The sequence below is a fragment of the Rhizobium leguminosarum genome (genome assembly GCF_004123835.1).
GTDB lineage: Bacteria > Pseudomonadota > Alphaproteobacteria > Rhizobiales > Rhizobiaceae > Rhizobium > Rhizobium leguminosarum_M.
In genome coordinates this window covers 185677-206035 of record NZ_MZMU01000010.1, presented here as the reverse complement: position 1 = coordinate 206035, position 20359 = coordinate 185677, and the positions used below count along the sequence as shown (strand labels likewise).

The window sequence follows — 20359 nt, the reverse complement described above, 5'->3', positions numbered from 1 at the left end:
GATAGGGTTGCCTTTGGACAAAAGAGAAGGCGGCGGTAGAAAACCCATGAAATCCAAGCGTGCAGCGGCAGAGCAACCGGAACAGGCGCATAGTGGACGCGCTCCCTTTTCCCAGGACCCTCACGCCGTCCGCGAGCCGAAGGAAAACAACCTCGAAATGGCGATCGGCCACGAGGTGCGCGCCTACCGCAAGAAACTCGGCATCACGGTCACCGATCTGGCGGCCGCGACCGGCATTTCACTCGGCATGCTGTCGAAGATCGAGAACGGCAACATCTCGCCGTCGCTGACGACGCTGCAATCGCTGTCGCGGGCGCTCGGCGTGCCGCTGACCGCCTTCTTCCGCCGTTTCGAGGAACCGCGCAACGCCGTCTTCGTCAAGGCAGGCCAGGGCATCGAGCTCGAACGGCGCGGCACACGCGCCGGCCATCAATATAATGTGCTCGGTCATATCGACAACAATACCAGCGGCGTCATTGTCGAGCCTTACCTCATCACCCTGACGGCCGATTCCGACATCTTCCCGACCTTCCAGCACGAGGGGATGGAATTTCTCTATATGCTCGAGGGCGAAGTCGTTTACCGCCACGGCGACCAGCTTTTCCAGATGCAGCCGGGCGACAGCCTGTTCTTCGACGCCGATGCGCCGCATGGGCCGGAACAGCTGGTGAAACTGCCGAGCAAATACCTCTCGATCATCAGCTATCCACAGCAGAGTTCGAAGGGCTGACTTGCCTTAAAAGAAAAAATCTTTCTTCCAAGTTGAAAACCCAAAACAGACCTGCTAGTCCTTTCTCAACACGAACGGAGGTCTGGTCATGTGCGGAATTGTGGGTCTCTTCCTCAAGGATAAAAGTCTCGAACCGGAGCTCGGGGCACTGCTGTCCTCGATGCTGGTGACGATGACGGATCGGGGGCCGGACAGCGCCGGTATCGCGATCTATGGCGATGCCAGCGGCGACAATGCCAAGATCACCATCCAGTCGGCCAATCCGAAGAAGGATTTCGCCGGCCTCGAGGCCGAGCTCGGCCAGGCGGTCGGCGCATCGGTCGCCATCCAGGTAAAGAGCACGCATGCCGTCATCACGCTTGCGAAGGATCTGCTCGACGCGGGCAAGGCAGCCGTTTCGGAATTGCGCCCGAACATCCGCATCATGAGCAGCGGCGACGCCATCGAGATCTACAAGGAAACCGGCCTGCCGAAGGATGTCGTCTCCCGCTTCGCGGTCAATTCAATGGCCGGCACCCACGGCATCGGCCATACCCGCATGGCGACGGAATCAGCCGTCACGACGCTCGGCGCCCATCCTTTTTCCACCGGCTCCGACCAATGCCTGGTGCATAATGGCTCGCTGTCGAACCACAACAATCTCCGCCGCGAGCTGAAGCGCGAAGGCATGACCTTCGAAACCGAAAACGACACCGAGGTCGCCGCTGCCTATCTGACGGCAGAGATGGCCAAGGGCAAGAATCTCGGCCAGGCGCTGGAAGGCGCGGTGGATGACCTCGACGGCTTCTTCACCTTCGTCGTCGGCACGAAGTCAGGCTTCGGCGTCGTGCGCGACGCGATCGCCTGCAAGCCCGCTGTCATGGCCGAAACGGACCAGTATGTCGCCTTCGGTTCCGAATACCGGGCGCTCGTCAATCTGCCCGGCATCGAGAATGCCAGGGTATGGGAGCCGGAGCCTGCAACCGTCTATTTCTGGGATCACCAGAAGGTCGCTTGACCGGCGCCTCATGCGTATTCTCCAAGGGTTATCGAAACATGCCTGTCATTGATCTTGCCACTACGCCGTTACGTGAACTCAACAGCGCCCTGCACAACATCCAGAACGGTTCGAACGATCTTTCCTTCGAAGTCGTCAATCCGCGCGGCAGCCATTCGGTTGCCGTCGGCATCGATGCGCCGGTCACCGTCGATGTGAAGGGGTCGGTCGGCTATTACTGCGCCGGGATGAACGACGGCGGGACCGTCACCGTTCACGGTTCGGCAGGTCCGGGTGTTGCGGAAAACATGATGTCTGGAACCGTCGTCATCGAGGGCGATGCCAGCCAGTATGCCGGCGCAACCGGCCGCGGCGGCCTCCTTGTCATCAAGGGCAATGCGGCGTCACGCTGCGGCATCTCGATGAAGGGCATCGACATCGTCGTTCATGGCAATATAGGCCACATGTCCGCCTTCATGGGCCAGTCCGGCCACCTCGTGGTGCTCGGCGATGCCGGCGATGCGCTTGGGGATTCGCTCTACGAGGCGAAGCTCTTCGTGCGCGGTTCGGTCAAGAGCCTGGGTGCCGATTGCATCGAAAAGGAGCTGCGTCCAGAGCATCTGACGAAGCTGGCCGAACTTCTTGAAAAGGCGGGCGTGACCGAAGTGAGGCCCGAGGAATTCAAGCGTTACGGCTCCGCCCGCAAGCTCTACAATTTCAATATCGACAACGCTGACGCATATTAAGGCGAGGGACCATCATGAGCTATCACAACCCCTATACCCCGCCGCGCAAGTCCGCGACCTTCGACGATTACACGCTGGCGGAAATCCGCCGTGCAGCGGCGACCGGCATTTACGACATCCGTGGCGCCGGCACCAAACGGAAGGTTCCGCATTTCGACGACCTGCTGTTTCTCGGCGCATCGATCTCGCGCTATCCGCTCGAAGGTTACCGCGAGAAGTGCGACACGTCAGTCGTCCTCGGCGCACGCTTCGCCAAAAAGCCCATTCACCTGAAGACGCCGATCACCATTGCCGGCATGAGCTTCGGCGCCCTGTCCGGCAATGCCAAGGAGGCGCTCGGACGCGGCGCGACGATCGCCGGAACCTCCACCACGACAGGCGACGGCGGGATGACCGATGAAGAGCGCGGCCATTCACAGACGCTGGTCTACCAGTATCTGCCGTCGCGATACGGCATGAATCCCAAGGACCTGCGTCGCGCCGACGCGATCGAAGTGGTTGTCGGTCAAGGTGCCAAGCCCGGCGGCGGCGGCATGCTGCTCGGCCAGAAGATCTCCGATCGCGTCGCCAACATGCGCAATCTACCGAAGGGCATCGACCAGCGCTCGGCCTGCCGCCATCCGGATTGGACCGGCCCGGACGACCTCGAAATCAAGATCCTGGAACTGCGCGAGATCACCGATTGGGAAAAGCCGATCTATGTGAAGGTCGGCGGCGCGCGTCCCTATTACGATACGGCGCTTGCCGTGAAGGCCGGCGCCGACGTGGTGGTGCTCGATGGCATGCAGGGCGGGACCGCCGCGACGCAGGATGTCTTCATCGAGAATGTCGGCATGCCGACGCTCGCCTGCATCCGCCCCGCGGTCCAGGCGCTGCAGGACCTCGGCATGCATCGCAAGGTGCAACTGATCATCTCGGGCGGTATCCGTTCGGGCGCCGACGTGGCCAAGGCACTGGCGCTGGGCGCCGATGCGGTTGCCATCGGCACGGCAGCACTCGTTGCGATCGGCGACAACGATCCGCACTGGGAAGAAGAATACCAAAAGCTCGGCACGACGGCTGGCGCCTACGACGACTGGCACGAAGGCAAAGACCCGGCGGGCATCACGACGCAGGATCCGGAACTGATGAAGCGGCTTGATCCGATCGCCGCTGGCCGCCGCCTCGCCAACTATCTGAAGGTCATGACGCTGGAAGCCCAGACCATCGCGCGCGCCTGCGGCAAGAACCATCTGCACAACCTGGAACCGGAAGATCTTTGCGCGCTGACGATGGAGGCCGCGGCCATGGCCCAGATCCCGCTCGCCGGCACAAACTGGTATCCCGGCAAGGGAGGCTACTGATTTCTACTACCGGCCGGGCAAACGTCCCGGCCGTCTCGCATCCATAAGCGAAGTGTCTCGAAGAAATCCAAAGGGGAACGAGAATGACACTGGACCTTGCTGCTTTTGCCAAAGACAAAGGCATCAAATATTTCATGATCAGCTATACCGACCTGTTCGGCGGCCAACGCGCCAAGCTGGTCCCCGCCGAAGCCATCGCCGATATGCAGAAAGACGGCGCCGGCTTCGCGGGCTTCGCAACCTGGCTCGATTTGACGCCTGCCCATCCCGACCTGTTCGCGCTTCCCGATGCTTCTTCCGTCATCCAGCTACCCTGGAAGAAAGACGTCGCATGGGTTGCTGCCGACTGCGTCATGGACGATCAGCCTGTCGAACAGGCACCGCGTGTGGTGCTGAAAAGACTGGTCGCTGAAGCTGCGAAAGAAGGGCTCCGGGTGAAAACCGGCGTGGAGCCCGAGTTCTTTCTCATCTCCGCCGACGGCTCGGTGATTTCTGACCAGTTCGATACAGCCGAGAAGCCTTGCTACGATCAGCAGGCCGTGATGCGTCGCTATGATGTCATCGCCGAGATCTGCGACTACATGCTCGAGCTTGGCTGGAAGCCCTATCAGAACGACCACGAGGACGCGAACGGCCAGTTCGAGATGAACTGGGAATATGACGACGCTCTTCAGACGGCGGACAAGCACTCCTTCTTCAAGTTCATGGTCAAGTCGGTTGCCGAAAAGCACGGCCTTCGCGCCACGTTCATGCCGAAGCCCTTCAAGGGCCTGACCGGAAACGGCTGCCATGCCCACATCTCGGTCTGGGACGTCGATGGCAAGGTCAACGCCTTCGCGGACAAGGAAATGCCATTTGGGCTCTCCGCTCAGGGTAGGACCTTCCTCGGCGGCATCATGAAGCACGCCTCCGCGCTTGCCGCGATCACCAATCCGACGGTCAATTCCTATAAGCGCATCAACGCGCCGCGCACCACATCGGGTGCGACCTGGGCGCCGAACACCGTGACCTGGACGGGCAACAACCGCACCCACATGGTGCGCGTGCCGGGGCCGGGCCGCTTCGAGCTGCGCCTGCCTGATGGTGCGGTCAACCCGTATCTGCTGCAGGCGATCATCATCGCGGCCGGCCTCGACGGCATCCGCAGCCAGGCCGATCCCGGCCGGCACTACGATATCGACATGTATGCCGAGGGGTACCTGGTGAAGGACGCGCCGCGCCTGCCGCTCAATCTGCTCGACGCGCTGCGCGCCTATGATGCCGACGAGGGCTTGAAGCAGGCGATCGGGGCCGAGTTTTCCGCCGCCTATCTCAAGCTCAAGCATCAGGAATGGAATGCCTACTGCTCGCATTTCACCCAGTGGGAACGCGACAGTACGCTCGACATCTGAGTGGCTGGAAGCCTCCAATCACTGACGCGCCGGGGCGAACAAGCTCCGGCGTGATTACAGCGCCGCGCGTCTTTCAGACGCGCAAAGGACGCTGTAACACTTTGAATTGCTGCATAATTCCTTAAATCGATCCCGATTATAAGGAATTATGCAGTGGGCCCCTGCACTTGATATGGCGAAGAAAGTGACAGCATGAAGAACTTCGTACTCACCGTATCCTGCAAGTCGACGCGCGGCATCGTCGCGGCGATTTCGAGCTATCTGGCCGACAAGGGCTGCAACATCATCGACAGCTCGCAGTTCGACGATCTCGATACCGGCAAGTTCTTCATGCGCGTCAGCTTCATTTCGGAAGAGGGGCTTTCGGGCGCCGATATCGACACCGGTTTTGCAGCTGTCGCCGCTCCTTTCGAAATGGATTACGATTTTCACGACAGCGAGAAGCGCATGAAGGTGCTGCTGATGGTGTCGCGCTTCGGCCATTGCCTCAACGACCTGCTTTACCGCTGGAAGATCGGCGCGCTGCCGATCGATATCGTCGGCGTCGTCTCAAACCATTTCGACTACCAGAAGGTCGTGGTCAACCACGACATCCCCTTCCACCATATTCCCGTCACCAAGGCCAACAAGGCGCAGGCCGAGGCCCATATCATGGAAGTGGCCGAGCAGACCGGCACGGAACTGATCGTGCTCGCCCGCTACATGCAGATCCTGTCGGACGAGATGTGCCAGAAAATGTCCGGGAAGATCATCAATATCCACCATTCCTTCCTGCCGAGCTTCAAGGGCGCCAACCCTTATAAACAGGCCTACGGCCGCGGCGTGAAGCTGATCGGGGCGACGGCGCATTACGTCACCGCCGATCTCGACGAAGGCCCGATCATCGAGCAGGACACGGCGCGCATCACCCATGCGCAGTCACCCGACGACTATGTCTCGATCGGCCGCGACGTCGAAAGCCAGGTGCTGGCGCGCGCCATCCACGCCCATATCCATCACCGCACCTTCATCAACGGCAACCGCACCGTGGTCTTTCCGGCAAGCCCCGGCAGCTACGCCTCCGAACGCATGGGTTGAGACGGGTGGGGGAGGGCAAAGGCGTAGCCGCATGCGTTGTGCAGATGGTGAAGGTTGCAGCAAGTGCCGCCAAAAGTTTGGGAAATGCATGTCGGGCGGGGTTGCCACGGCGCGAAAGACGAATATAGTCAGGAAATAAATATTCCGTAGAGGAAACAAAAGGGAACGGACAATGGCTTTATCATGGCGTTTCTCCGTCTTGGCGGATCGGCATCGCGCTCTGGGATCGAAGCTCGAGGACTGGAGCGGCATGGGAACCGCCTGGACCTACGACAAGGACATGTCGGAAGAGCATGTCGCCGTCCGCACCAAGGCCGGCATCATGGATGTCTCGGGCCTGAAGAAGGTGCACCTGGTCGGCCCGCACGCCATCGCCGTGCTCGACCACATCACCACCCGCGACCTGACGAAGATCTACCCCGGCCGGTCGGTCTACGCGACCATGCTGAACGACCGCGGCCACTTCACCGACGACTGCATCGTCTATCGCACCGGCCCGAATTCCTGGATGCTGGTGCATGGCTCCGGCTCCGGCCACGAGGAACTCGTCAAGCAGGCTGCCGGCCGCAATTGCGCCGTGCTCTTCGACGATGACCTGCACGATCTGTCACTGCAGGGCCCGCTCGCAGTCGACTATCTCGCCAAATATGTGCCCGGCATCCGCGACCTCAAATATTTCCACCACATGCAGACGACGCTGTTCGGCGCGCCGGTGATGATCTCGCGCACCGGCTATACCGGCGAACGCGGCTACGAGATCTTCGTGCGCGGCCAGGACGCCGTCATGGTCTGGGACCGGATCGTCGAGGAAGGCAAGGAGATGGGCATCATCCCCTGCTGCTTCTCCGTTCTCGACATGCTGCGGGTCGAAAGCTACCTGCTTTTCTACCCCTACGACAATTCGCAGATGTATCCCTTCGCCGATCAGCCGCCCGGCGACAGCCTCTGGGAACTCGGCCTCGACTTCACCGTCAGCCCCGGCAAGACGGGCTTCCGTGGCGCCGAGGAACATGCTCGCCTCAAGGGTAAGGAACGTTTCAAGATCTTCGGCATGCTGATCGATGCCGACGGACCGGCCGATCTCGGCGACGAAGTCTTTGCCGACGGCAAAAAGGTCGGCGTCATTACCTGCCCGAGCTATTCGTCGCTGACGAAGAAATCCATGGCGATTGCCCGTCTGGACGTTGACAAGGCGGTGCATGGGACGAAACTCGAAGTCCGCGGCAAGACCGTGAAGGCAGGCGCCACCGCCCACACGCTTCCTTTCGACGATCCGGAGAAGAAGAAGAGGACCGCCGTAGGTTAAGGAGCACGCGAATGCTCGTTGCAGGCATCAAAAGCCGACCAGTCTACACAGGCTTGACCATCCAGCCGCGCGCCCGGCGGCACATTTTCGCGCTCGAAGGGGAGGGCGCCAAGGCTCTCCTCGATCAGCAGCCGGCGCTTGACGAAACGGCGCTTTCCCGCAGCGAAATCCTCTATGTCGCCCGCGGCTCGCAGGGTACCGGCCTGGACGAAGCGCTGCGCCGCCTCGGCGCCGACATGTTCTTCACGGCGCCGACGATCGCAACGCTGCTCTTCCGATTGAAGGGTTCGCTTGCCACTGCCCATATGGGCACGCGGCTTTATCTGTCGGGCACAGAAGGCTTCATCGGCCAGGCAATGCTGGTGGCGCTCGATTACGGCATGGATCATGCCTCCGTCATCACCGAGCATCGCGGCTCGCTGGCCAGACGCGTGCAATGTGTCCATTGCAAGGGCATCACCGACGACGTCACCACCAGCCCCTTTGCCTGCAGCCATTGCGGGCTGCCGCTTCTGGTACGCGACCATTATTCGCGCCGGCTCGCTGCCTTCCAGGGCGTCAATATCGACGCCGAAGAACCGGGCAGCGCGCCTGATCCGGAGGATTTGTTCCTTTGAGCGGTGGCACTGAAATTCCTGTCCGCGTGACGCGGATCACGCCGATCGCCGAGCGCGTCAAGCGCTTCCGTTTCGAGCGCCTTGACGGCAAACCGATGCCTTATTTCTCCGGCGGCGCCCACGTCATCGTTTTGATGAACGATGGCGGCCATATGCGCCGCAACGCTTATTCGCTGATGTCGCCGCCGCATGATTGCGCAGCCTATGAGATCAGCGTGCTGCACGTCGAGGATTCACGCGGCGGCTCCACCTTCATGCATGAGAAGGTCCGCGAAGGCGACGAGCTGAAGGTCAGCTATCCCGTCAACCTCTTTCAGCCGGACTGGCGCGGGCGCAAGCATCTTCTGATCGCCGGCGGCATCGGCATTACCCCCTTCATCGCGATGATGGAGCAGTTTTCCCGCGAGGGCGCCAATTTCGAGCTGCATTATGCCATCCGCACGCGCGACCGCGGCGCCTACTGGCGGGAACTCCAGGAGCGTTACGGCGGACATCGCATCAAGATCTATTGCGATGCCGAAGGCGGCGTCATCCCCCTGACGCGCCTGCTCGACAGCCAGCCGCTCGGCACACATCTCTATGTCTGCGGCCCGTCCGGCATGATCGACGGCGTGCTGAAGGCGGGACTGGACGCCGGCTGGCCGGAGCAGAACCTGCATTCCGAACGGTTCCTGTCGTCTCTACCAGGCAAGCCCTTCGCGATCGAGCTCCTGCGGTCCGGCAAGACCGTGAAGGTCGGCCATCACGAAAGCATGCTGGAGGCGATCGAGGCGGCGGGCGTCGACGCCCCCTTCCTCTGTCGCGGCGGCGCCTGCGGTCAATGCGAGACCGGGGTCGTCACCTGCGACGGCAAGCTGCTGCACCATGACGTCTATTTGACGAGCGAAGAAAAAGCATCCGGCCGCAAGGTGATGATCTGCGTTTCCCGCTTCGAGGGAAACACGCTGCATCTTGATCTCTAGCGGCATCGGAAGCGGAACAAGGAGACCGGACATGGCAATCGTCTTCAAGCAGGAAACCTTCCGGAACGATTTCAGCTATCGGAACAGCCCCGAAAACATCCGGCGTTTCCCGTTTCCCTTCGACCGCGACGAATACATGTATTCCGTCAATATGGAGCCGCATGTGCACGGCCGGGCGGGAACCGTCTACGAAAGCCTGATCGACGTCGACGAGCATTATGTCGCCGAGATGCACGACCGGGCGCTGGTGCTGAAGGAAGATCCGCTGCGCTACCAGGCGCTGCCGCACATGATGAGCGCGCAATGGGACACGCTCGAACTTTTGATGGAAGAGCAGGCGGCGGGTTACCCCGACCATTTCACGCTGATCCGCAACGGCGACCAGTGGCGCTGGATCAACCGCCCGCTCGGCATCGACGACAGCTTCACCTTTGGCGATGCCTCGACGCTGCCCTATGAGCCCTTCGAATATATCACCCGCCAGGCCCAGGGCGACTTCTGCATCGTCGACCAGCGCGACGCCAATCTCTGGATGGATGCCGGCATGGTGACGACTCAGGCCGACTGGTCGCTCGATTTCGATATCGGCATGAACTTCATGGAATGGCACGGGCCGGTGCCGCTCGCCCACCAGATCGGCGTCTTCGACAGGGCGCTGAAATTCCTGCTGAACCTGCAGCAGGGCAAGCCGACACGACGCTTCAACTGGACGATGACGATCAATCCGCGGCTCGACACCAGCCCGGAGAATTATCACAAATGGGGTCCTGACCGCACGACGGTGACGCCGGACAATGTCGGCGAGAAGGTGCATCTGCGTGTCGAATTGCAGAGCCTCTGGCGCTTGCCGCGCTCCAACGCCATCCTCTTCGTCATCCGCTGCTACCTGATGAACATGGAAGAGCTCGTCACCGTGCCGAAATGGGCGCGCCGCTTTCCGCGCGTGCTGAAAACGCTGCCGCCCGAGCTCATCGACTACAAGGGCCTCACCCGCTTCCGCGAGACGACGATCGACTGGCTTGCCAAATATGACGACGGGGCGCCGACCAGCCCCGGCATCTATCCGGACTGACACGCAGGACAATGCGATATAATCAAGAGGGGAATACTTCATGACAAGAGTAGCCGTCATCGGTGCCGGTCCTTCCGGGCTGGCGCAGCTGCGCGCCTTTCAATCGGCCGCCCAGAAGGGCGCCGAAATCCCGGAGATCGTCTGCTTCGAAAAGCAGTCGGATTGGGGCGGGCTTTGGAACTATACCTGGCGCACCGGCCTCGACGAATATGGCGAGCCGGTCCATGGCAGCATGTATCGTTACCTCTGGTCGAACGGCCCGAAGGAATGCCTCGAATTCGCCGATTATTCCTTCGAGGAGCATTTCGGCAAGCCGATCGCCTCCTATCCGCCGCGCGCCGTGCTCTGGGATTACATCAAGGGCCGCGTCGAGAAGGCGAACGTCCGCCACTGGGTGCGCTTCAGCACGCCGGTGCGCATGGTTCGTTTCGACGATCAGACGAAGAAATTCACGGTGACGGCGCATAACCGCGTCGAGGACCGGATGTATGACGAGGAATTCGACTATGTCGTCGTGGCATCAGGTCATTTCTCGACGCCGAACGTGCCCTATTTCGAGGGCGTCAAGACGTTCAACGGTCGCGTACTGCATGCCCATGATTTCCGCGACGCGCTTGAGTTCAAGGGCAAGGACATCCTGATCGTCGGCCGCAGCTATTCGGCCGAAGACATCGGCTCGCAATGCTGGAAATACGGCGCGAAATCGGTGACGACCAGCTATCGCTCGAAGCCGATGGGCTTCAAATGGCCGGAGAATTTCGAGGAGCGGCCGCTGCTGGTGAAGCTCGAAAACCGCACGGCGCATTTCCTCGACGGCTCGACCAAGGAGGTCGATGCCGTGATCCTCTGCACCGGCTACCAGCACCATTTCCCCTTCCTGCCCGACGATCTCCGGCTGAAGACCGCCAACCGCCTCTGGGCCGACAGCCTCTACAAGGGGGTGATCTTCGACAAGAACCCGCAGCTTTTCTATATCGGCATGCAGGACCAGTTCTATACCTTCAACATGTTCGACGTGCAGGCCTGGTGGGCACGCGACGTGATGATGGGCCGCATCACACAGCCGCCGGAAGAGGAGCTGAAAGCCAATTTCGACATGTGGCGCGCCCGCGAGGAAACACTCGAGGATGCCGAGCAGATGATCTGGTATCAGGGCGACTATGTGAAGGAACTGCTTGCCGAAACCGATTATCCGAGCTTCGACATCGAGGGCACCAACCAGACCTTCATGGAGTGGGAACATCACAAGGCCCACAACATCATGGGCTTCCGCGATCATGCCTACCGATCGCTGATGACCGGCAACATGTCGCCGACGCACCACACCCCCTGGGTCGAGGCGCTCGACGATTCCATGGAGGAATATCTACGCAACTGATGAGGCGGGCCTGCATTGCCGGAGGAGGGTGTTCGGGCACTCTCCTCCGGCATATTGTGAGCCGCGCCTTTGAGCGAGACGATTGCAACTCTTCTCTTCGGATGTGGCCTTCATGGATTTTCAAACGAGCATTCTCGGGCGCATGAACGGTTTTCTCTACCGCTGCCGTGCGGATGAAAACTACACGATGCTTGAGATGACCAACGGCATCGAGCGCATCTTCGGTTATCCAGCCGACGAAATCATCGGCAACCGCACGCGGACCTTCACCTCGATCATGTACGAGGAAGACGTGCCTCTGATGGACGAGATCGTCGGACAGGCGCTGGAGAGGCGCACAGACTGGACGATGGAATACCGCATCCGTCACGCCATGGGCCATCTCATCTGGGTCACCGAGACGGGCGGCGGCATCTGGGACGAGGAGGGTGAGCTTCTCTATCTCGAAGGCAGCATCATCAATATCGAATCACTCTATCAGCGAATCGACGAACAGACCTCCGGCATGCGCGTCACCGCCTCGAAGACCAATGAAATCCTGCAGTCGCTGCGTTACCTCAAGCTGCTCGCCGTCAATGCCGGCAGGCCGCCCGCGCCGGCACGGCCGGATCGGGCTTTGCGGTGCTTGCCGCCGAGATGCGCACGCTTGCCAACTCCTCGGAAGAGGCCGCACGCGCCATTTCCAACGCACAACGCAAGGCGGAAGGCTGAGCGTTACCCAAGCAGCGGTAGATTTGCGGCTAAGTTCAAACCCACATTATTAACCGTTCAGTGCTTCCATAGATTGCAACGCTTTTCCAATGGCTTGCGGTAATCCTGCGCTTGAAGAATCTCCTCTGATTGTGGGTAATGTTAAGGCCGCGTTAACTTTTTGTTAACCATAGCAGCGGTAGACATGGTCAACGATTTCTTCACATAGATGACCAAAGTGCTAACAGACGCTCGCTCTATCCGCATCAAGGGCCGCTCTTTCCTCGCGGTCATGCTGTCTCCGGATCTTCCGATCGATGATTGGTTGATCAGGCTGGACGATCTGGCCGCGCGTTCGGCCGGCTTCTTCCTCGGACGGCCTGTCGTGCTCGATCTGACGGACCTGCAAATCGACCGGCCGCAGCTGAAGGACCTGATCGCCGAACTTGCCAAGCGCAATGTCAGCATCATGGGCATCGAGGGCGCGCGGCCTTCGATCCTCGGATCCGGCATGCCGCCGGCACTCAAAGGCGGCCGGTCGGTTTCCGATATCGAGGTTCAGGCAAAGGAGCCTGCCGATCCGCCCGGCAAACCGGCAGTGGCAGAGACCCGCCCGGCCATGCAATCGATCGTCATCCGGGAGCCGGTGCGCTCCGGCCAATCGGTGATCTTCCCGGAAGGTGACGTCACCGTCATCGGATCGGTCGCCTCGGGTGCCGAGGTCATTGCCGGCGGGTCCGTCCATATCTATGGCGCCTTGCGTGGCCGAGCCATGGCGGGATCCATCGGAAACGCATCGGCGCGGATCTTTTGCCGCAAGCTCGAGGCCGAGCTGGTTGCAATCGACGGCATCTACAAAATGGCGGAAGACATGGCCCCCAATCTTCGCGGACAGGCTGTTCAGCTCTGGCTCGAAGACGACGCGATCATGGCAGAGAAACTGATCTGACGACAGCGCCGCGCGTCTCTTCGAGAGCCGCGAAGGACGCCTTAACACTTTGAATTACTGGGGCCACGGCAAAGGAGAGACAATGATGGGGAAAGTGATCGTCGTCACGTCAGGCAAGGGCGGGGTTGGCAAGACAACCTCGACCGCCGCATTGGGAGCGGCGCTGGCGCAACGCAATGAAAAAGTCGTCGTCGTCGATTTCGACGTCGGCTTACGCAATCTCGACCTCGTGATGGGCGCCGAACGCAGGGTCGTCTACGACCTGATCAATGTCATCCAGGGCGACGCCAAGCTTACCCAGGCGCTGATCCGCGACAAGCGGCTGGAAACGCTGTTCCTGCTGCCGGCCTCGCAGACGCGTGACAAGGACAATCTGACGGCCGAGGGCGTCGAGCGCGTCATCAACGACCTGAAGCGCTATTTCGACTGGATCATCTGCGACAGCCCCGCCGGGATCGAGCGCGGCGCAACGCTCGCCATGCGCCACGCCGATGTTGCCGTGGTCGTCACCAACCCCGAGGTCTCGTCGGTGCGCGATTCGGATCGCATCATCGGCCTGCTGGATGCCAAGACCGCCAAGGCCGAGCGCGGCGAGCGGATGGAAAAGCACCTGCTGCTTACCCGCTACGACGCCAACCGCGCCGAACGCGGCGACATGCTCAAGGTAGACGACGTCCTGGAGATCCTGTCCATCCCGCTGCTCGGCATCATACCCGAAAGCATGGATGTTCTGCGGGCATCCAACATCGGTGCGCCGGTCACGCTGGCAGACAGTCGCAGCGCGGCTGCTATGGCCTATTTCGATGCCGCTCGCCGGCTCGCCGGCGAGACGGTGCCGATCGCGATCCCAGAGGAAAAGAGGAATATTTTCGGCAAGATCTTCGGACGGAGGGCGGCATGAATATTTTCCGTCTTTTCAACAAACAGAGAACCGCACCGGCCGCCCGCGAACGGCTGCAGGTCCTTCTCGCCCATGAACGTTCCTCGGCGGGGTCGGACCTAGTTACCCTGCTGCGCGAGGAAATCCTTGCGGTGATCGCAAAGCATGTGCAGCTTGACCACGACAAGGTGCAGGTGACGATCGATCGCAACGAGTACGTCTCGACCCTTGAGATCGACGTCGAAATCCCGCTGAATGCAGCCGTGCAGGCCGCTTGAAAGAGAGCGCTGCCTGTCCTGACGACAGGCGGCGCTGACGATCAGGACTTTCTGGCTTTGCGATTGGCGTAACGCAGGTCGCGTTCGGCCTTTCGGGCAGCTTCATCTGCAATCACGCGAGCGATCCGGTCTTTGTCAGCTGCTTCGCGCGCGTCGATTTCAGCGCGCGCTGCGGCCTCGGCGGCAGCCTGACGTTCTGCTTCGGCGGCCTGAGCCCGCTCCAGCTCCTCGAGCTTGACACGTTCTCTCTGGGCGCGACGTTCTTCCCTGGCCGCGGCAATGGCTTGACGCTCCGCCTGCTTTGCCAGCCGAGTGGGTTCGGCTGTATCCTTGGCGTTGCGATACGCATTGAGGAGAGCCGCCTTGGCTTCGGCAGCTGCGCTGCGGCGATCGGAAAGCTCGTTGTTTTTGGCGTTTTTCAAATCTGTTTCCTGACTGTTGGATTTTGACCTTACGGCGCCGCGCGTCTTCAGACGCGCAAAGGACGCTGCAATACATTGAACTGCGGCATCATTTTATCCTGAAATCGAATCCGATTTAAGGAATTATGCAGCAGGGTCAGATTTTCTTTTTCCGCTTCGCGGCAGGCGCAGCCGTCGCTGTCAAGCGATCCTGCAATTCCTTGGCCTCACGGGCCTCGCGTAACCGCAAGGTTTTTTCCTCGCGAGCCCGCACTGTCGAGTCGATCTCTTCGACCGCGCGGCTTCGCTCCAAGAACTGCGATTGCACGTTTCCGAAGGCAATCTCCGCCTGCTTGCGTGATTTGCTGTGTGTCTCTGTCATATTCATCCCGGATTTTATTACAGCGCCGCGCGTCTCTCAGAAGCGCAAAGGACGCTGTAACGCTTTGAATTCCTGCATAATTCCTTAAATCGATTCCGCGTTTAAGGAATTATGCAGCAGCCCGCTGGCCGACTCAGCAAAAAGGCCAGGCAACGTGCCTGACCTCAATAGTATCATGCTTTCGACAGTGCCGGTACATCCGCGGTCAAAGGAAAGCAGATTTCAGTTTAAGCAGCTTGGAGATTGCAAGCGGACATTTTGCCCGACTTGTTATCGCGCTCAAGCTCGTAGCCGATCTTCTGGCCTTCGACGATTTCGCGCATTCCAGCGCGTTCGACGGCGGAGATGTGGACGAAGGCGTCAGCGCCGCCGTCATCAGGCTGAATGAAGCCGAAGCCCTTGGTGGAATTGAACCATTTAACTGTGCCAGTGGTCATAACAAACCCTTTCATAGCAATTGAACGACCGCACGTGCGGAAGCACGACGGATGATGATCTCGATTTTGAAGAGGGAAGTTCGTCCAGGGCACGTTGCCAGCGCGCGATAACAAAAGTCAAACAAGCAATATCGACATCCGAGATATAATCATTCAATCCAAATTTGTCAACTTTTAGTTTTTCAGGGTCACGCACTCAATATAAGGTTGCATGTCGGTCACCTTGCATGCCGCCGCTAAAACGTGCGGCTTCATCAACAGCGCAAGAAGCCGATCGCCGTCTCCCGACCTCCAAAGCAGGCATTACGAGCGCGGCCGCGTCTTCTGCGGGTCGTAATGCGAAAGGGGCACGATCGTCGCCGGCAGGCGCTTCTGATGGCCGTCGAGCTTGCCGATTTCGACCTCGGTACCGGGGCTCGCGTGCATCACGTCGATGCGGGCGAGCGCGATCGTCTTGCCGAGGATCGGCGAGCGCGTGGCGCTAGTAACGACGCCCACCTGGGCCCGGCCGATATGAATGCAATCGCCATGGCCGACGGCCTCGTTGGCCTTGATGTCGAGGCCGACGAGCAGATGGCGCGGATGCTCCTTGCGCCGGATGAGCGCCTCGCGGCCGATGAATTCGTCCTGCTTGGATTTCAGCGGCACCGTGAAGCCGATCCCGGCCTCGAACGGGTCGGTCTGATCAGTGAATTCGTGATGGGCGAAGATCAGGCCCGCCTCGATGCGGACCATGTCGAGCGCCTCCAGCCCCATCGGCTTCAACCCGTGCGGCTGCCCGGCCTCCCAGACGGCGTCGAACACCGTCAGCGCATCCTTCGGATGGCAGAAGATCTCGTAGCCGAGTTCGCCGGTATAACCCGTGCGCGAGACGACGACGGGGGCACCCTCGAAGCCGCCGATACGGCCGACGGTGAAGCGGAACCATTCAAGCTCGCTGATATCAGGCTGGCGCGGCGCCGTCCAGATGATCTCCTTCAGGATTTCGCGGCTTTTCGGACCCTGCAGGGCGATATTGTGCATCTGATCGGTCGAGGAGCGGACCCAGGCCTTGAAGCCTTTCTTCTCGGCCTGCTGGCGCAGCCATATGCCGCTGAAATCGTCGCCGCCGATCCAGCGGAAATTCTTGTCGCCGAGCCGGAAGAGCGTGCCGTCATCGATCATGCCGCCGTTTTCGTAGCACATGGCAGAATAGACGACCTGGCCGGTCGACAGTTTGCGCACGTCGCGTGTCAGGCAATATTGCAGCAGTTCCTCGGCATCCGGCCCCGTCACCTCGAATTTCCGCAAGGGCGAGAGGTCGATGACGGCGGCGCGCTCGCGGCAGGCCCAGTATTCCTCGACCGGCCCTTCGCTGGAAAAGCGGTTCGGCAGCCAGTAGCCGCGATATTCGGTGTAGTCCCGTGTCAACGCAGAGAGGCGGGGATGGAAGGCGGTTTCGCGCGTCAGTTCGGCGTCGGCATCTGGGGTCATGCGATAGGCCACCGCTCGTGAGAATTTCTCTTTTCCGGAAAAGGTGCGGACGTGGATATCCGTCGGATCCCAGCCGTTCGCAGCGTCGATATCGTCAGGGCAAGACGAGGAGACACAGACGAGATCGGTCAGCGCTCGCATCAGCACGTAATCGCCGGGACGCGACCAGGGCTCGTCGAGATAGAGCTGGTTGTTGTGGTCGATATTGGTGTTGTAGAAATAGTTCAGCGCTTCCCAGCCCTTGCGGCCGGCAATGCCGTAAGGCGCCAGCGCGGCGTTGAAATTGTCCGTGCAGTTGACGTGGCCGGGATAACCCATGTCGTCGTAATAGCGCGAATTGCAGGCGGTCGCGAAAGCGTCATGACGCCCGACCGTATCCTGGACGATCTCGACCAGCGGCTCGAAGTCGCGGTCGAAGGCCTTGGAGGGGAGACCCGGCATCGGATAGCTGCGGCCGAGCAGCGTGCGGGTGACGGTGGAATCGAGCGCGAGGTCGAGACCCTTGTCAACCTTGCGCGCGGCGAAGGCCTGGAAATCGGTACACTGGCGTCCATAAATGTCGATGATCTGGATGAATTCGCCGGCACGCACGAAGTAGGCTGCGGCGGTCGCCGCCCGGATGCGGATATCCTCGACCGGATCGGCGGCCGGTTCCGGCAGAGCGGAGGCATAATCGCGGATCAGCAGGCTGCGCTTGATCCTGACCTCGATCGGCGTCGCCGTATCCTGCGCCTCCGGCGACATGGCGCTGGCGGGCGCCGCGACGATCAGCAGGCCCTTCATGGAAATCGTGAAATCGGCGCGACTGCCCGGCGTCGATCCTGGCCCGAAGATGCTGAGCGCGCCGGCCACGGCCAGATCGGCGCCGCGACGCTGAAGCGCTGCACGCGTGCGAACAGCACTCTCATCCTCCGCTTGAAGAATGGCCTTCAAGCCCTCGGCTGAATTGCTGAAAGCCGTTCCGAGACCGGCGGCCAGGAAGCGCCCTTTCTCGTCGAGGAAGGAGATCTCGCAGACCTGTCCGCCCTCGCTGTCGACGGCGCTGACGCGATCGCCCGGCTCGACGCGTACGACGATCGATCCGCCGCCCTTTGCCCTGTAGCGCTCGGTTCCCTCCGGCAGCGTGGAAATGCCGGGATAGTGCACGAGGCTCGCAGCCGCCGGCCGCAGGCCCGTCATAGCAGGATGAAGTTCTCGCATGCTGCCCTCATGGGAGGATCGGCGTCCTCGGACACCCCACCATGCAGGTTACAAAATGCCCCAGGAAAGTAAAGTCGAGTTGACTAAAAAGAAAATATCTTCACTATGCATAAAGAGTTGAGACTCGGGGAATCCGTCGGGAACACGGATCGCCAAAACCATCCGGGCGGGCTTGAGACTGTCAGGGAGACACGTTCAGGGAGACGTACAAAGATACGTCCGGAACAAATAGAATGGGGAATTTCACCGATGACAGACGTTGTGGAGGCCGGGATTGCATCCGGCACCGAAGGTAAGCTTGTACGCGCGCTCGACTGGAAGGGCGCATTCTGGGTGGCTGCGGGCGTGCCGCCGCTCGTTCTTTTCTCTATCGGCGGCATCGCAGGCACGACGGGCAAGCTCGCCTTCGTCGTCTGGATCATCTCGATGGTGATGGGTTTCCTGCAGTCCTTCACCTATGCCGAGATCGCCGGCATGTTCGCCAACAAGTCCGGCGGCGCTTCGGTCTATGGCGCCACCGCCTGGCTGCGTTATTCTAAATTCATCGCGCCGCTGTCCGTCTGGTGCAACTGGTTTGCCTGGTCGCCGGTGCTGTCGCTCGGCTGCGCCATCGCCGCCGGTTATATCCTCAACGCGTTCTTCCCGATTCCGGCAGCGGATTCGCAGATGGTCCTCGACTGGATCTCAGCGCATGCCGCTTCCATCACGGCCGACAGCCCCCGCGTCGCCGAATATATCGCAGCCCATGCCGGCACCACGCCGGATGACGCCGTCAAGGCATTGCTCGGCACCGATGGCGTCGCTGCTCTAACGCCGGCGATCCGCAGCTGGTCGCTCTTGAGCTTCAACATTCCCTTCCTTGCCACCGCCAATATCAACGCCACCTTCTTCATCGGCGGCATCCTGATGCTGATCATCTTCGCCATCCAGCATCGCGGCATTTCGGAAACGGCAAGCGTGCAGAAGTGGCTGGCCATCATCGTGCTGGTGCCGCTGTTGATCATCGGCCTTTACCCGATCGTCAGCGGCCAGATCCTTGCCACCAACGTCACCGGCCTCGTGCCGCCGACAGCCGCCTATGCCGCTACCGACGGCACCTGGAGCAACGGCGGCTGGACGCTCTTCCTCGGCGGCCTCTATATCGCCGCCTGGTCGACCTACGGCTTCGAGACGGCTGTCTGCTACACCCGCGAGCTCAAGAACCCGAAGACCGACACCTTCAAGGCGATCTTCTATTCCGGCCTTGCCTGCTGCCTGTTTTTCTTCCTCGTGCCCTTCGCCTTCCAGGGCGTTCTCGGCCATGCAGGCATGCTGGCCCCCGGCATCGTCGACGGCACCGGCGTTGCCGAAGCGCTCGGCGGCCTGATCGGCGCCGGCCGGATCGTCACCCAGCTGCTCGTCGTGTTGATGATCATGGCACTCTTCCTCGCCATCATGACGGCGATGGCCGGCTCCTCGCGCACGCTCTACCAGGGCTCGAAGGATGGCTGGCTGCCGAAATATCTCGACCACGTCAACGAGCACGGCGCGCCGACGCGGGCGATGTGGACCGATTTCGCCTTCAATCTCTTCCTGCTGGCGATCGCCTCGGATGTCGGCGGCTACTTCTTCGTGCTCGCCGTCTCGAATGTCGGCTACATCATCTTCAACTTCCTGAACCTCAATTCCGGCTGGATCCACCGGATGGATTCCGGCCATATCGAACGCCCCTGGAAGGCGCCGACCTGGCTGATCGGCCTCAACACCGTCCTTGCCTTCGTCAACGCGCTCTTCCTCGGCGCTGGCGCCAAGGTCTGGGGTTATTCCAACGCGCTCTGGGTCGGTTTCATCTTCGCCGCCCTGATCCTGCCGGTCTTCGCCTATCGCCACTATGTGCGTGACGGGGGCAAATTCCCGGCCGGCGCGATGGAGGATCTCGGCCTGGTCGGCCAGGATCTCGGCGTCAAGAAAGCCGGCATCCTGCCCTATCTGGCACTCGCCGGCGGCCTGGCGATCGTCCTGATCGCCAACGTGATCTTCCAGCTTCCGGCCTAAAATCGCCTCCCAAGCAGAAGGGCCGAAAAGCCGCCAT

General features: G+C 60.8%; 19 protein-coding genes and 1 pseudogene. 16 read left to right on the top strand and 4 right to left on the bottom strand.

Annotated features, from left to right (window positions below; genetic code table 11):
• Nucleotides 1–46: 46 nt before the first annotated feature.
• From B5P46_RS14425 to minE, 15 genes and pseudogenes are all read left to right on the top strand, one after another.
• Nucleotides 47–730, top strand: a complete 684-nt coding sequence (locus B5P46_RS14425; protein WP_129419246.1) for a helix-turn-helix domain-containing protein — start codon at nt 47–49, stop codon at nt 728–730.
• An 88-nt stretch (nt 731–818) separates the two neighbouring features.
• Nucleotides 819–1727, top strand: a complete 909-nt coding sequence (locus B5P46_RS14420; protein ID WP_129419245.1) for a class II glutamine amidotransferase — start codon at nt 819–821, stop codon at nt 1725–1727.
• Between the two features lie 38 nt (nt 1728–1765).
• Nucleotides 1766–2452, top strand: coding sequence for a GXGXG domain-containing protein (locus tag B5P46_RS14415; RefSeq protein ID WP_003548139.1), 687 nt, complete (start codon nt 1766–1768; stop codon nt 2450–2452).
• A 14-nt stretch (nt 2453–2466) separates the two neighbouring features.
• A complete protein-coding gene (locus B5P46_RS14410) occupies nt 2467–3795 on the top strand; it encodes an FMN-binding glutamate synthase family protein (protein WP_003548137.1) in 1329 nt (442 codons plus the stop codon).
• A gap of 83 nt (nt 3796–3878) precedes the next feature.
• Nucleotides 3879–5186, top strand: a complete 1308-nt coding sequence (gene glnT / locus B5P46_RS14405; protein ID WP_129419244.1) for a type III glutamate--ammonia ligase — start codon at nt 3879–3881, stop codon at nt 5184–5186.
• 192 nt (nt 5187–5378) lie between these two features.
• On the top strand, nt 5379–6263 hold the full coding sequence (gene purU, locus B5P46_RS14400; RefSeq protein ID WP_129419243.1) for a formyltetrahydrofolate deformylase: 885 nt from the start codon (nt 5379–5381) through the stop codon (nt 6261–6263).
• A gap of 172 nt (nt 6264–6435) precedes the next feature.
• Nucleotides 6436–7569 (top strand): aminomethyltransferase family protein, encoded by a 1134-nt coding sequence (locus tag B5P46_RS14395; RefSeq protein WP_129419242.1) that lies wholly within the window; start codon nt 6436–6438, stop codon nt 7567–7569.
• Between the two features lie 11 nt (nt 7570–7580).
• On the top strand, nt 7581–8186 hold the full coding sequence (locus B5P46_RS14390) for a dimethylamine monooxygenase subunit DmmA family protein (protein ID WP_129419241.1): 606 nt from the start codon (nt 7581–7583) through the stop codon (nt 8184–8186).
• On the top strand, nt 8183–9148 hold the full coding sequence (locus tag B5P46_RS14385; RefSeq protein ID WP_129419240.1) for a PDR/VanB family oxidoreductase: 966 nt from the start codon (nt 8183–8185) through the stop codon (nt 9146–9148). Before B5P46_RS14390 ends, B5P46_RS14385 begins: the two co-directional genes overlap by 4 nt.
• A gap of 31 nt (nt 9149–9179) precedes the next feature.
• The gene (locus B5P46_RS14380; protein WP_129419239.1) at nt 9180–10220 is read left to right on the top strand and encodes a heme-dependent oxidative N-demethylase family protein; all 1041 of its coding nucleotides are present in this window, start codon (nt 9180–9182) and stop codon (nt 10218–10220) included.
• Between the two features lie 40 nt (nt 10221–10260).
• Nucleotides 10261–11598 carry an NAD(P)-binding domain-containing protein gene (locus B5P46_RS14375; RefSeq protein WP_129419238.1) on the top strand — a complete coding sequence of 446 codons (1338 nt, stop codon included), beginning with the start codon at nt 10261–10263 and terminating at the stop codon, nt 11596–11598.
• Between the two features lie 112 nt (nt 11599–11710).
• Nucleotides 11711–12309, top strand: a pseudogene (locus tag B5P46_RS14370) (PAS domain-containing protein).
• 208 nt (nt 12310–12517) lie between these two features.
• Nucleotides 12518–13237: a septum site-determining protein MinC gene (gene minC / locus B5P46_RS14365; RefSeq protein ID WP_025397601.1), complete on the top strand. Its 720-nt coding sequence runs from the start codon at nt 12518–12520 to the stop codon at nt 13235–13237.
• Nucleotides 13238–13322: 85 nt separating this feature from the next.
• Nucleotides 13323–14138 (top strand): septum site-determining protein MinD, encoded by an 816-nt coding sequence (minD, locus tag B5P46_RS14360; protein ID WP_018448670.1) that lies wholly within the window; start codon nt 13323–13325, stop codon nt 14136–14138.
• The gene (gene minE, locus B5P46_RS14355) at nt 14135–14395 is read left to right on the top strand and encodes a cell division topological specificity factor MinE (protein ID WP_003548116.1); all 261 of its coding nucleotides are present in this window, start codon (nt 14135–14137) and stop codon (nt 14393–14395) included. Before minD ends, minE begins: the two co-directional genes overlap by 4 nt.
• Before the next feature lie 41 nt (nt 14396–14436).
• On the opposite strand, the gene B5P46_RS14350 is transcribed toward minE, so the two are convergent.
• The 4 genes from B5P46_RS14350 to B5P46_RS14335 all read right to left on the bottom strand — a co-directional run bounded on the left by B5P46_RS14350 (nt 14437) and on the right by B5P46_RS14335 (nt 18288).
• On the bottom strand, nt 14437–14817 hold the full coding sequence (locus B5P46_RS14350) for a DUF6481 family protein (RefSeq protein WP_129419237.1): 381 nt from the start codon (nt 14815–14817) through the stop codon (nt 14437–14439).
• A 136-nt stretch (nt 14818–14953) separates the two neighbouring features.
• Entirely contained in the window at nt 14954–15178 is a 225-nt protein-coding gene (locus B5P46_RS14345; RefSeq protein WP_129419461.1) for a hypothetical protein, read from the bottom strand.
• A 227-nt stretch (nt 15179–15405) separates the two neighbouring features.
• Entirely contained in the window at nt 15406–15615 is a 210-nt protein-coding gene (locus B5P46_RS14340; RefSeq protein WP_003548109.1) for a cold-shock protein, read from the bottom strand.
• 303 nt (nt 15616–15918) lie between these two features.
• Nucleotides 15919–18288: a DUF1989 domain-containing protein gene (locus B5P46_RS14335; RefSeq protein WP_129419236.1), complete on the bottom strand. Its 2370-nt coding sequence runs from the start codon at nt 18286–18288 to the stop codon at nt 15919–15921.
• 249 nt (nt 18289–18537) lie between these two features.
• Here B5P46_RS14335 and B5P46_RS14330 point away from each other — a divergent pair, with 249 nt between their 5' ends.
• On the top strand, nt 18538–20322 hold the full coding sequence (locus tag B5P46_RS14330) for an APC family permease (RefSeq protein WP_129419235.1): 1785 nt from the start codon (nt 18538–18540) through the stop codon (nt 20320–20322).
• The last annotated feature ends 37 nt before the right edge of the window (nt 20323–20359 follow it).